9 protein-coding genes, 1 pseudogene and 1 riboswitch are annotated in these 12,373 nt (G+C 53.8%); of the genes and pseudogenes, 3 read left to right on the top strand and 7 right to left on the bottom strand.

Going from position 1 to position 12,373, the window contains the following annotated elements:
- Positions 1-21: 21 nt before the first annotated feature.
- The 3 genes and pseudogenes from AABA21_RS08235 to AABA21_RS08225 all read right to left on the bottom strand — a co-directional run.
- Positions 22-957 carry a threonine/serine dehydratase gene (locus tag AABA21_RS08235; RefSeq protein WP_338248668.1) on the bottom strand — a complete coding sequence of 312 codons (936 nt, stop codon included), beginning with the start codon at positions 955-957 and terminating at the stop codon, positions 22-24.
- A gap of 431 nt (positions 958-1,388) precedes the next feature.
- Entirely contained in the window at positions 1,389-1,562 is a 174-nt protein-coding gene (locus tag AABA21_RS08230) for a hypothetical protein (protein ID WP_338248768.1), read from the bottom strand.
- Positions 1,563-1,764: 202 nt separating this feature from the next.
- A pseudogene (locus AABA21_RS08225) lies at positions 1,765-2,301 on the bottom strand (TetR/AcrR family transcriptional regulator); the annotation flags it as partial.
- A 101-nt stretch (positions 2,302-2,402) separates the two neighbouring features.
- On the opposite strand from AABA21_RS08225, the gene AABA21_RS08220 reads away from it, so the two are divergent.
- Together AABA21_RS08220 and AABA21_RS08215 are read left to right on the top strand one after the other, a co-directional pair.
- Complete coding sequence (locus AABA21_RS08220; protein WP_338248766.1) at positions 2,403-3,740, top strand: IS4 family transposase; 1,338 nt, start codon at positions 2,403-2,405, stop codon at positions 3,738-3,740.
- Positions 3,741-3,822: 82 nt separating this feature from the next.
- Complete coding sequence (locus AABA21_RS08215) at positions 3,823-4,956, top strand: potassium channel family protein (RefSeq protein WP_338248763.1); 1,134 nt, start codon at positions 3,823-3,825, stop codon at positions 4,954-4,956.
- 57 nt (positions 4,957-5,013) lie between these two features.
- On the opposite strand, the gene AABA21_RS08210 is transcribed toward AABA21_RS08215, so the two are convergent.
- The gene (locus AABA21_RS08210; RefSeq protein ID WP_338248761.1) at positions 5,014-6,045 is read right to left on the bottom strand and encodes a ribonucleotide-diphosphate reductase subunit beta; all 1,032 of its coding nucleotides are present in this window, start codon (positions 6,043-6,045) and stop codon (positions 5,014-5,016) included.
- A 27-nt stretch (positions 6,046-6,072) separates the two neighbouring features.
- Positions 6,073-8,532: a ribonucleoside-diphosphate reductase subunit alpha gene (locus AABA21_RS08205; protein ID WP_338248759.1), complete on the bottom strand. Its 2,460-nt coding sequence runs from the start codon at positions 8,530-8,532 to the stop codon at positions 6,073-6,075.
- A 141-nt stretch (positions 8,533-8,673) separates the two neighbouring features.
- Positions 8,674-8,819: riboswitch (cobalamin riboswitch) on the bottom strand.
- A 253-nt stretch (positions 8,820-9,072) separates the two neighbouring features.
- On the opposite strand from AABA21_RS08205, the gene AABA21_RS08200 reads away from it, so the two are divergent.
- A complete protein-coding gene (locus AABA21_RS08200; RefSeq protein WP_338248757.1) occupies positions 9,073-9,579 on the top strand; it encodes a GNAT family N-acetyltransferase in 507 nt (168 codons plus the stop codon).
- Positions 9,580-9,641: 62 nt separating this feature from the next.
- On the opposite strand, the gene AABA21_RS08195 is transcribed toward AABA21_RS08200, so the two are convergent.
- Both AABA21_RS08195 and AABA21_RS08190 read right to left on the bottom strand, forming a co-directional pair.
- Positions 9,642-10,913 (bottom strand): MFS transporter, encoded by a 1,272-nt coding sequence (locus AABA21_RS08195; protein WP_338248754.1) that lies wholly within the window; start codon positions 10,911-10,913, stop codon positions 9,642-9,644.
- 295 nt (positions 10,914-11,208) lie between these two features.
- Complete coding sequence (locus tag AABA21_RS08190) at positions 11,209-12,339, bottom strand: HEAT repeat domain-containing protein (RefSeq protein ID WP_338248752.1); 1,131 nt, start codon at positions 12,337-12,339, stop codon at positions 11,209-11,211.
- Positions 12,340-12,373 lie beyond the last annotated feature (34 nt).

Genomic DNA, 12,373 nt, shown 5'->3' with positions numbered 1-12,373 from the left:
GCTCTTTTGATACAGAGATGCTCACTTGATTAGAAAGGCTTCCAGCTGGGCATTGCCGCCGCAGATGAGGACGCCGACGTGCTCATCGGGCGCGGGCTTATAAGCACCGGCCTGCAGGGCCGCGATGCCGGCCGCCGCCGAGGGTTCAGCGACCAGACGCAGATCGTTCCACAGAGACAGCTGAGCGCGGGCCACGGCCTCATCGTCCACCAGCACAACGCGTTCCACATAGCGCTGCGCGATCTCGAAGGCCAGTTCGCCCACGCGTCTCGCCCCCAGCGCATCCGCCGCCAGGCCATGAATTTCTACATCGACCGGGGCGCCGGACTGTAAAGCCCGATACATACTGGCGGTTCCTCCGGTCTCAACGCCAATCACGCGCACCGTATTTTGAAACCAGCTGGCGATCCCACCAATCAGACCTCCACCGCCCACAGCCACCAGCAGTGTATCCAGATCCGGCAGTTGCCGCGACAACTCATAACCCACCGTTCCCTGGCCCGCCACCACCTCTGGTTGATTGTAGGCATGAACCACCAGCGCGCCCGTCTCCCTGGCCCGCTGCTCACTGGCCAGCCATGCATCGGCATATGTCGCCCCAACAATATGCACATCAGCCCCATACGAGCGCAGACGCTCCACCTTCACGCGCGCCGAGATCTCAGGTACAAATATCTCTGCGTGATATCCCAGCTGCTGGGCCGCGTAAGCCACCGCCGCGCCGTGGTTGCCACCGGAGGCAGCGATCACGCCCGCCTGAGGAACCGGCTGCGACAGAAGCCGGTTAAAGGCTCCCCGCGCCTTGAACGAGCCCGAATGCTGGAGCTGCTCCAACTTCAATGAAAGATGGCCGGGACAGTTCCAGATACCGCGCTCAAGCGAGATGACAGGGGTTTGCCGCACATAAGCGGCCACGCGCCGGGCCGCCTGCTCAATATCCTCTCTACTAATCTTCATATATATACCTTTTCTATATTATTTTTGGCTCTATTATAGCACCCGGCCCTATGTACTAACTTAAGGGGTGCAGGGTTCTCCCGCATTGAGAGTGAAGAGAGGCGGCAGGATAGAAAATAGCTCCATTTTTTGAGCACATGCAGTGGCTATGTTGTCTATACTTCTATATGTATTTATATTACGTGAGAGATTTAATCGGGCAAAAGCGTAGTATACAGTGAAGAGTTTTGGTAAAGGAATTATTTCAGCCCGAAATTTTCACCTCGTAGAGTCAGGAGACACTCATGAAATCACATGCATTGTCCAGTCGCCGTTTGCTTCCAGCCCTGCTATGTATCATAGCTGTGCTGCTCGCAGCCTGCGGCGGTACGGCACCGGCTACCACCAATTCGAATACCAACAGTAGCAAAGCCTCAGATGACAAACAGATTTTAATCCAACCCATCACTGGTCGCGCGGACCTCAAAACCTTTGATCCAGCGCTGGCTGGCGATATCCCCTCCATCAATGCCATCACCAAGGTGCAATTGGTAATCATCTGGCATAGTTACATAGGGAATAGCATCGTATGGGAGAGCCTGTGCTTGCTGGTCTACCGAATTCATAATTCTACTCCTTCATTGGTGAATGAAGTTCATTCACCAATAGCCATCAATAATATTTAGAATGGATCTACAGGGGTACGCACGGGCGTCCGCTTGCGCGCACGCACATGCAGTACGCGGGCAATGACTCTAATGAATGAACTTCATTCATTAGAGATTACGCCGCATAGCGGAAAAGGTTGTAGTTTTTAGATACGAGCATTTAGCTATCTGCTGAGGATCGCTTCGGGCCTTCACGTAAAGAGGGGCCCAGGAACAGGCGCTCAACCATCTCAATAAGATAGTCATGGTAGAGTTCCTCACGCTCGCCATTTTCGACCGCGAAGCACTGATACATCACATTGTCGCCCAATAAACATAGCAGCCGTGAATACATCTCTGTATGAAACGGGGCCAGTTCGCCACGATCAATGGCGCGCTGAAAAATCTCGGCCAGTATCGTGCTGATGCGATCATTGGAATCTTTATGCTGCAACATCTCTTCTGAAGACTGCATATCGGTCTGCAAAAAAGTGATCAAGTTTCTCTGTTCGCGACTGACCCGAAAAATACCATCCACCAGCGCCCTTGGAATCTGGGCAAAAGGCAGGCTTTGTAGCTTTGGATCCAGAAACGATGCGGCAATCATCTCGCCCACGTCAACCGCCACGGCTGTATACACATCGCGCTTATTGCGAAAATAGAGGTAGACCGTACCAACCGCGGTATTCGCCTCCCTGGCGATATCGGCGATGGTGGTCTCCTCGTAGCCCCATAGGCATTAAGTTTAGGTCTGCTGACAAAAGAAAGCTCCTGAGCGGAAGATGAAGAAATCAAACATTTCATCAGCCGAGGAGCCCTATGACGACGAGTGTAACACAGTGTGAAGCCATGTTGAACCAGATCTTGAATGAGCGAGCGAACGTGCTGGCCAAAGAAACTGGCTTTGTCAAACGCGAGCGCAAACTGACAGGAGCCACGTTTGTGCAGGTGATGGCATTGGGCCATCTGCATCAGCCGGAAGCGAGCTTGGAACAATTGACGCAAGGTGCGCACATTTGCGGGGTACAGATCAGTGCATCGGGCCTGCACCAACGGTGCACCCAAGCAGCAGCGACCTTTCTGCAAGCAGTCCTCTGGGAGTTGGTGCAGCAGGTGGTCACGGTCAAAGCGGTCCCCGTGGCCATGTTCAAGCGCTTTAAGCACGTGATTCTGGAAGATGCCTCGACCATCGTCCTGCCGGAAGAACTGGCGGATCTGTGGCCCGGATGCGGGGGAGGCAGTGCGACTACGACGGCACATACGGCTTCTGCTCTCAAGTTGCATGTGCGCTTGGACCTCAAACATGGCTGGCTCCTTGGTCCGTATCTGTCGGCTGGGCGCGTGCATGAACTGCATGGGCCACTGAGAGAGCAGATCGTGTCGGCTGGAAGTTTGTATGTGGCCGACCGCGGATATTGGAGTCTCGCTCGCTTGCGCGAGTTGTCCGAGCAGGGTGTGCGCTTTTGCCTGCATCCAAAGGCCAACACCGTGTTCTATGATCGGCAAGGCCACCGTATCGATCTGGAAACCGCTTTGCCTCGAACGTGTGGACAGATCAAGATTCTGTACGTGTCGCTGGGCAAACAGGAACCTCTGCCGGTGCGCTTGATCATGATGCGCGTGCCACCCGAGGTCGCCGAGCAGCGGCGTGAGCACCTGAAGAAGGAGGCTACCGACAAAGGGAAAATCGTGAGCGAGGTGCAGTGGAAGCTGGCCGAGTGGACCTTGATTGTCACCAATACTTCGGCCAGGCAGATCTCTGCCGAGCAGGCGCTCATCTTGCTGCGCCAACGCTGGCTGATCGAGTTGCTTTTCAAACTCTGGAAGAGTCATGGTCACCTTGACACCTGGCGCTCGGCTCTGCCCTGGCAGGCGTTGTGCGAACTGTACGCGAAATTGATTGCCGTAGTCATTCAACATTGGCTCCTCTTGTTTGGCTGCTGGCACGATCCCTGGCGCAGTTTGTTCAAAGCTGCTGCCGTCGTTCGCGCTCTCGCTTTAGATCTCTTGGAGGTGCTCTCTGGCACTCGTCACTTGCATCAGGTGATCCGCAAAGGGCGTGCCATGATGCAATCGGGCTGTCGGGTCCATCGTCGAGTAGCTGAACCCTGTCTGGCTCAGATCCTCCTTGAAGGACTCGACTGGGTCTTAACTTAATGCGTATGGGGCGGCTTTGTTTCCTCCCCATGACTGAAGTCAGGGGTCTCCACAAAACCGAGTTTTAAGATGAGGACAACTTATGCGGATTATTGCAATCATTATCGGCATACTACTTATTGTGGTGATTGCGCAAGATGGCTTTGAGACCGTGGTTCTGCCGAGGCGAGTAGCACGAAAGTTTCGTCTGGCCCGGCTCTTTTACAGCGCTACATGGCAGCTATGGTCGGCCCTGGCGCGCAAAATGCGTCCCAATGGCCGACGCGGCCAATATTTAAGTTATTACGGCCCGCTCTCCCTGCTGCTCCTGCTGGCGGTATGGGCCTCTGGCTTCGTCTTTAGCTTTGCTTTGCTACAATGGGGCCTGGCCTCGCCGCTCCACTCACCCGATACATCCATTTCCTTCGCAACCTATGTCTACATGAGCGGCACCACCTTTGTGACGCTCGGATTGGGAGATGTCATCCCCCTTTCCAGCATGGGTAGAGGGCTGGTCGCCATAGAAGCAGGATTTGGACTGGCCTTTCTGGCCTTGATTATCGGCTATCTTCCCGTTATCTATCAGGCTTTTTCGCGCCGCGAAACAAATATCACCCTGCTAGACGCGCGAGCGGGCTCCCCTCCAACGGCGCTGGAGCTGCTCAGGAGGCACTCTCACAGTCACTTTCCAGACGAGCTCCTCCAGTTTATGCGCGATTGGGAAAAATGGTGCGCCGAGCTGCTCGAAAGCCATATTTCATACCCGGTCCTGACCTACTACCGTTCGCAGCATGAACGCCAGTCCTGGTTAGCCGCCCTCACAACCGTACTGGATGCCGGCGCCCTGGCCCTGGTCGGCATTGAGCAGTTGCCGGTCAAACCGATGAAATTTACCTTTGCCATCGCGCGCCATGCCGCGGTCGACCTGGCGCAGACCTATGGCACACCACCAACCCGTGACGGCAAAAGGCTATCGTCAGAAGACTTCATTGCACTGCGCGAGCAGCTAGCCGAAGCGGGGCTGGTCTTCACGAATGAGGAGACAGCAGAGCGACGACTGGCGGAGATTCGCAGCACCTATGAACCGTTCCTCGTCTCCCTCTCCGAACATCTACTGATACCACTACCCGACTGGATCCAAAGGGGTGAGCGCGTTGACGACTGGCAGACCAGCGCCTGGGATCATTTCCTGCCCTCCACCCCTTCTACCATCGATCACGCTATGCGCGGAGATTAAGCAAAGAGCGAGGTCCTCCCATGATGGGGAGGACCTCGCTGGTATGCGCAATATAACCTAGTCCCAGCGCAATGTGGCCCCGGACTGATATTCAGTCACCCGGGTTTCAAAGAAGTTCTTTTCTTTGCTCAAATCAATGGTCTCACTCATCCAGGGAAAAGGATGGGGTGAATGATAGTGCACTGGCAGACCAATACGCTCCAGGCGACGATCGGCGATATGCTGTACATAGTGGCGGAACGCGTCCGGCTGCAGTCCCAGGATACCCTGCGGCAAACAATCCTGCGCGTAAGCGATCTCCAGTTCCACTGCTTCTTGAATCAAGGTCAGGATATGCCGCTGGAACACAGGGGTCCAGATCTCCGGCTGCTCAGCTTTGATACCATTGATCAAATCAATGCCGAAGTTCAGATGAATAGTCTCATCACGCAAGATATACTGGAACTGCTCGCCAATACCGGTCATTTTATTACGGCGATGAAACGAAAGGATCATAGCGAAGCCGCTATAGAAAAAGATGCCCTCCATAATGACATAGTAACCGATCAGATTCTGCAGAAAGGTCTGTGCCCCCTCTAGTGTCTCCGTTGAAAAACTGGGGTCCAGCAGCGCCGAGGTCAACTTCATCTCGAAACCATCTTTACGCGCGATCGCAGGGATAGTGTGATACATGGTAAAGATTTCGCGCTCATCGAGCCCCAGACTTTCAACTATATACAGAAAAGCATGCGAATGGACCGCCTCTTCAAAGGCCTGGCGCAGCAGGTATTGTCGACACTCGGCATTGGTCACATGCTTAAAGATTGCCAGTACCAGGTTATTGCCCACCAGGCTTTCAGCGGTCGCAAAAAAGCCAAGGTTGCGTATAATAACCAGGCGCTCAGCCTCGCTAAGGGACGCGCCACGCCAGATCTCAATATCCTTATTCATGGGAACCTCATTGGGCATCCAATGATTGGCGCAACCATTCAGATAGTGCTCCCAGGCCCAGTGATACTTCAGCGGCAACAGTTGATTCACGGTCACCTGGCGACCATTCAATAATCGCTTCTGCTCCACGGCTGATTCATCTTCAAACGAAATGCTCATACTTTAACCTCATTTCTGATTGCCAAATTACTGGCACGCCTCGCACTGATCATCGAGTGAGCAGGCAAACGGTTTAGCCGCGGATTCGCGAGTTACCTGAATGGTGCTAGAGGGGCTGCTGTTCTTCATCCAGCGTGGTTGAATGCCCCAGCGATTGACATCAATAGTTGATTTTTCAATCTGGGTCGCCGCCACCGTACGCAAATAGTAAGTGGTCTTTAACCCTTTGCGCCAGGCCAGGGTATAGATATCGTGTAGTTTCTTGCCGCCCGGCTCGACCAGATAGAGATTCAGCGACTGCCCCATATCGATCCATTTTTGCCGGCGGCTGGAGCACTCAATCAGCCAGGAAGCATCGATCTCGAACGCGGTCTGGTAGCGCAGTTTGAGCTCCACAGGCAACGGCGTCATCGCCGCCAGCGAGCCATCGTAATACTTCAGCATCTCCAGCAGATCAGCGTTCCACAGACCCGCCTGCTTCAGATCATTGACCAGGAACGTATTAATAGTGGTAAATTCACCAGAGAGATTGCTCTTGACGTACAAATTTTTGTATTCTGGCTCGATTGATTGACTAATGCCGACAATGGTAGAGATGGTAGCAGTGGGAGCGATAGCCAGCACGTTGCTATTGCGCATGCCATACCGCTGGATGGCAGTGCGCACAACCCACCAATCCAGACGCGTACTACGATCCATCTCAAGCGGCTCGCCACGCTCCTGCTCAAGCAGGGCAATGCTATCCAATGGCAGCAGGCCACGCTGCCATTTAGAGCCCTGATAACTGGCATAGCACCCACGCTCGGCCGCCAGTTCCGTAGAGGCCAGAATGGCATAGTAGGAGATAGCCTCCATACTATGATCGGCGAACTCGACCGCCTCGTGGCTGGCATAGCTCATACCCAGACGATAGAGAGCATCCTGAAAGCCCATCAACCCCAGGCCAATCGGACGATGGCGCAGATTGGCCTGGCGCGCCTCCGGCGTAGGATAATAGTTGATATCAATTACATTATCCAGCATACGCACCGCAGTCGAGATAGTTGAACGCAGTCGGGGCAGATCCAATTGATTACCGACAAGGTGGGCCGCCAGATTGAGCGAACCAAGGTTGCAGACAGCCGTCTCTTCTGCTGAAGTATTAAGCAAGATCTCGGTACAAAGATTGCTGCTATGAATCACCCCTGCATGATCCTGGGTCGAGCGCACATTGGCCGCGTCCTTCCACGTCAACCACGGATGACCTGTCTCAAACAGCCGGGTCAACATCTTACGCCACAGATCCAGTGCCGGCAGGCGTCTGAACTGCCTCACGCCGCCCTCATCCGCCAGCTGTTCATACTCCCGATAGCGCCGGGCGAACGCCTCTCCATAGAGATTGTGCAGGTCAGACACCTCATCAGGGCTAAACAGGGTCCAATTATCACCCTGTTGTACACGGCGCATAAACTCATCAGAGATCCAGCAGGCGGTATTCATATCGTGGGCGCGCCGCCGTTCATCACCGGTATTACGGCGCAGATCCAGAAAATCCTCGATATCCAGGTGCCAGTTCTCCAGATACGCGCAGACGGCCCCCTTACGCTTACCGCCCTGATTGACAGCGACCGCAGTATCGTTCGCCACCTTGAGAAACGGTATAATTCCCTGACTGGTGCCATTGGTACCTTTGATATGAGAACCTGATGCCCGTACATTTGTCCAATCATTTCCCAGTCCACCTGCCCATTTGGAAAGCAAAGCATTATCCTGAATACTCTTGAAGATATACCGCAGGTCATCCTGCACAGTGGTCAGATAGCAGGATGACAGTTGAGGATGAGAGGTACCAGCATTAAAGAGTGTAGGCGTAGCGGGCGTAAAATGAAACTGCGAGATCAGCTCATAAAACTCGATCGCCCGCGCCTCCTTGTGCTCTTCGCGCAGGGCCAGGCCCATCGCCACACGCATCCAGAGCAATTGAGGAAGCTCAAAGCGTCGGCCTTCGTACTGCAATAGATAGCGATCATACAACGTTTGCAGTCCAGGATAAGCAAAGAATAGATCGCGCTCAGGTCTGATCGCACCCGCAAGCCTGGGCAAGTCAAATTCAGCCAGGCGAGGATCGAGCAGATGTGTTTCAATGCCTCGTCGCACATAGGTTCCAAAATAATCGGCATAGAACGCAGAGGCATCACTCAGTCCCAATTGAGGGGATTCCTCAGGCTGGAGCGTATTGTAAAGGGAAAGCAGCAAAAAACGGGCCGCCACAAACGTATAGGCGGGCTCCAACTCGATACAGGCCCGCGCTGACATTACCAGCGCCTGCCACACCTCGTCTTGCGATGCTCCTGGATAGATGGTAGCCTGCACACTGGCAAGCAGTCGTACCTCATCCACATCGGGAGCGAGGTCGCGACATGCCTCGGTGATAAGCATGGGCACATCAAGAGTAATCGATGGCATATTCGGCGCCGAGAATGACTCGGAAAACCGGCTTGGAATCATAACACATACCTCCACAGACAACAAAAAACCTGTTCCCACGCGAGAACAGGCCGACAGGCAACAAGGCGAAAACTGTCTGACAGGTATGCAAACAAAGCAGACACAGGCCCCTGCTGGTCTTACCCTTTCACGCGAAGGGATCAATCCATAGCATCACAGGTGGGCATTCGGGCTTAGCGGATCACATATCCTCCGCCTTACCGTTGCGCGACAGCGCCGGAATCACACCGGACTTTCCCCATTGTACCCAGACCACGACAGCCTGGCCCTATGAGCTTTTCTGTATTTTATTGCGATAGTGCACAACATGTAGTAATTACAGATGCAACAATACCATATGTTGATTCAAAAAGTCAAGCAGGAGATTGACCAGACCAGAGCTTTACACATTTACTTCTTACCGCCATCAACGACAGAGAGGTAGAACCGCAGGAGCATAGCAGCAGCATCCTCAAAAAACTTTTCTTGAAAAAGGCTGCGAATTTTAGCATACTATTGAAGATATTCAAGATAGAAATGATTGTTAGAAAGTAAGTGGAGATGACCTTTAAATTCGTACCCATGACTGAACAGGATGTGCGTCTCATAGCTCAATGGCGTTATGAAGAACCATATGACATCTATAATATGGTGGATGCTGATGTCGATGATGCTCTGGCTGAAATGCTGGACCCGCGCAGCCCACACTACACGGTCAGGGATGAAGAAGAGCAATTGATCGGCTTTGCCAGCTTTGGCACCTCTGCCCTGGTCTGGTCGAGCACTACCCCAGCCATTTACGACGAGGATCAGAAGACGATCGCCATTGGTCTGGGGATGCGACCAGATTTGACCGGTCAGGGATTGGGGACGGCATTCGTGACGGCCATATTGGAATTCGCCAGAGAACGCTTTGCCCCGGAGCAGGTACGCCTCTTTGTACTGCCCTTTAATCAGCGGGCCATTCGCCTATACGAGAAGGTCGGCTTCAAGCGAAGTGGAAGCTATATACAGAAAAGCGAACGTTATGGCGAGCGAGAATTTATAGAGATGAGACGCAGCTTATAAAGCATTGGCGCGAACATAATATCGTGTGTTATGTTCGCGCCAATGCTTTATAAATTGATGAATTATACAGGATCTACAATGAGGTTGGTGGAATCCTCTGTGAGCGTATCACTTGCCAGCATATCTTCGGCGATCACGGTCTGTGTGGTGGACCGATCCACAGTGGCGCGAGCGGCCAGCACCATGAATACACCCATCAGCACAAACAGGCCTAAGATCACGCTATAAGCGCTGCGCAGACCCACCATGTCCCCCAGGCGTCCCAGCACTAGAGGAGCACAGAATATGGCCAATCCGCCACCAAGGGCGGAACGAGCACTGGCCAGGTCCGCGTACTGTGGAATGCGATTGGCCGAGGCGGAGAAGGTAAAAGGGAAGAGATTGCAGATGCCCAGGCCAGCCACGAACAATCCAACCACATGCAATGGAACCGATGGGCCAAGCCAGAACAGGGTAAAGCCCAGTATCGCCACGATCAGCACAGGCAGCAGCAACCTTTCGACGGCGATGCGCCGGGTCAGATGGCTCCCGATAAAGCGACCGATCACGGCGGCCAGGAAGAACAGGCTCATGAGGGTCGCGGCACTGGTACGCTCGATGCCGACCACGTTGGTCAGGTAGCCGGAGCCCCAGAAAGAGACGCTCCACTCGGCGGCCACACCCATCACCATCGCCAGCCAGTAGAGCCAGAAAGCGCCCGGCGCCTTCACACGTCCACCGGCCTCTTGCTTACGCGCGAACGCCCGCGCCTCCGGCACCGAAACCTTGAAAAAGCAGAGAGCCAGCAGCAGTACGATCACCATCGGCACAAAGAGCATACCGCGCCAGCCAGCACCCAGTAGTACCATGCCGCCCAGGCAGATCGGGGCCAGACCCGCCCCCAGGCTGGCGATCATATTGGCCTCGGTAATCGCTGTCGCCCGATGCTCAGCATGGTGATCGGACAAGGAGGCCTGGACCGTCACCATCAAAAAGGTGCCCAGCAGACCAATCACAAACATACCGAAAATACTGATCGCGGGATGGTGACTGAACATGAGCAACAAGGCACCAACCAGTAGGCCAGAGGCACCACCCCAAAGCGTTAATCGACGGCCCCAGCGGCCGGAAACGCGGTCCGCCAGCAGACCGGCCACGATCATGCCAAGCGCGATACCACTCATATGCAGGCTATCAATGGTATAGTTGAGGTGCATCTCCGCATGCAAAAATGGGACCAGCGAGCCAGGCGAGGCCTGTAAATAGCAGAAACTTGCCAGCAAGGCATAAGCCAGCACGGTAAAGCGATCGCGCACAAACGGCTGTCGCCACGTAGATACAGTGGTATTTTTCATATCTCTCTTTTGCTGCTTCAGACAAGTAGGAGATGGAGAGAAGGGATAAGTACGAGCAATTCACTGCAGAAGAAGGGGCATCCATTGCACCTTAATGGTCTATATCCTCAGAGCTATCTTCCAATTCCACTTTTAGGCGATTTAAAGAATGGCGCGACGCCAGGCTTTAACTATGCTCATCGCGCAGACATTTCTATACAAAAAAAATAAAAATTTAGAGAGCTTTTTATATCGCTCACATCCATAGACGGTTTACAGAAAGAGATAGTCACCAGTTCTGGCTCAGTTTTTTGTGTTATGGGTGATCGGGAAGCAATTCGGCGGTTTGAGCCGTTTTCAACTGACGTAAGGCGGAGATGACAGCCATGCGCATAACAGGCTCCGGATCAGTGCGATATCTGCTAAGCCTGTCGATGGCACGGGTATCGCCAAGTTGTCCTAAAGCGACGACGGCGCGCCAGCGGAGCTCATTGGCATCGCCCGCCACAAAATCTGTAACAAAGTTGAGCAGGAAAGGGGTAGCGCTTTTATCACCTAAATGGCCGAGGGTTTCGATAGAGGCCGCGCGCACCTCTTCTTCTTCCAACGAATTCTGCAGCAGAGCGATCAGCGGCCTCACCGCCTGCGTAGCGCCCAGACGATCCAGGGCCCCAATAATAAAGACGCGCCGATAAGGTATGCGGTCCTGTTGCAACAGCGAACATAAGGGCTCAATAGCGCGCCGATCGCCGAGTAGCCCCAGGGATTTGATCGCGCCGCTGCGCGTCTCGAAGTCTGGATCAGTAAGCGCGTCAATCAAGGGGAGGACAGCGCGCTGATCACTCAGGTCGCCCAGGGCACAGGCAGCGGCGCGGCGGATCAAGGGCTCATCATCATACAGAAGGTTGAGCAAGGGTTCAACCGCGCGAATATCACCAAAGCTGCCCAGGGAGAGCGCGATCACGGCACGCGTCTGCTCGTCCTTTCGCTCAAGCGCATCGATCAATGGCTCAACCGCGCGCGCATCGTTCAACTTCCGCAATGCGAACACAATACTCGAGACAACGTTTACATCCATCTTATTACCTTTGTGTTCATTTGGAGCTGAAAGGACAGCAATGAGCGGCTCAACCACCTCCTCCCTACCGTCTAGTTCTCCAAGAGCATTGGCTGCTTCATGACGTACGACAGGGCTTCTGTCGGTCGTTACAGCCAGCAGCAAAGGTTCGATAGCTCGTCTGTCTTTCAGAATTCCCAGGGCTCTCGCCATCGTTGCCCGAATGGTTGCGTTGCCTTCAGCGGCAAAGGCGGCGATGAGCGGCTCTACAATTTGATCGGCATCCAATGCCATGCTGTAATAGACGGCTGTCTCCCGTATAGAGTCAGTCGTATGTTTCAATTCTAAAATGGTTTTTTCCACGCCGGAAAGAAATGCGCTTTTATTCATACACCACCCCTTATTTTTATATATATTGCCTCAC

The sequence above is a fragment of the Dictyobacter halimunensis genome (assembly GCF_036245075.1).
The sequence above is the reverse complement of the archived record's forward strand: the minus strand, read 5'-3'. Positions and strand labels throughout refer to the sequence as shown.

Coding starts and splice junctions, on each gene's coding strand:
- AABA21_RS08235 (WP_338248668.1), bottom strand. CDS start 957: ATGAAGATTAGTAGAGAGGATATTGAGCAGGCGGCCCGGCGCGTGGCC.
- AABA21_RS08230 (WP_338248768.1), bottom strand. CDS start 1,562: ATGAATTCGGTAGACCAGCAAGCACAGGCTCTCCCATACGATGCTATT.
- AABA21_RS08220 (WP_338248766.1), top strand. CDS start 2,403: ATGACGACGAGTGTAACACAGTGTGAAGCCATGTTGAACCAGATCTTG.
- AABA21_RS08215 (WP_338248763.1), top strand. CDS start 3,823: ATGCGGATTATTGCAATCATTATCGGCATACTACTTATTGTGGTGATT.
- AABA21_RS08210 (WP_338248761.1), bottom strand. CDS start 6,045: ATGAGCATTTCGTTTGAAGATGAATCAGCCGTGGAGCAGAAGCGATTA.
- AABA21_RS08205 (WP_338248759.1), bottom strand. CDS start 8,532: ATGATTCCAAGCCGGTTTTCCGAGTCATTCTCGGCGCCGAATATGCCA.
- AABA21_RS08200 (WP_338248757.1), top strand. CDS start 9,073: ATGACCTTTAAATTCGTACCCATGACTGAACAGGATGTGCGTCTCATA.
- AABA21_RS08195 (WP_338248754.1), bottom strand. CDS start 10,913: ATGAAAAATACCACTGTATCTACGTGGCGACAGCCGTTTGTGCGCGAT.
- AABA21_RS08190 (WP_338248752.1), bottom strand. CDS start 12,339: ATGAATAAAAGCGCATTTCTTTCCGGCGTGGAAAAAACCATTTTAGAA.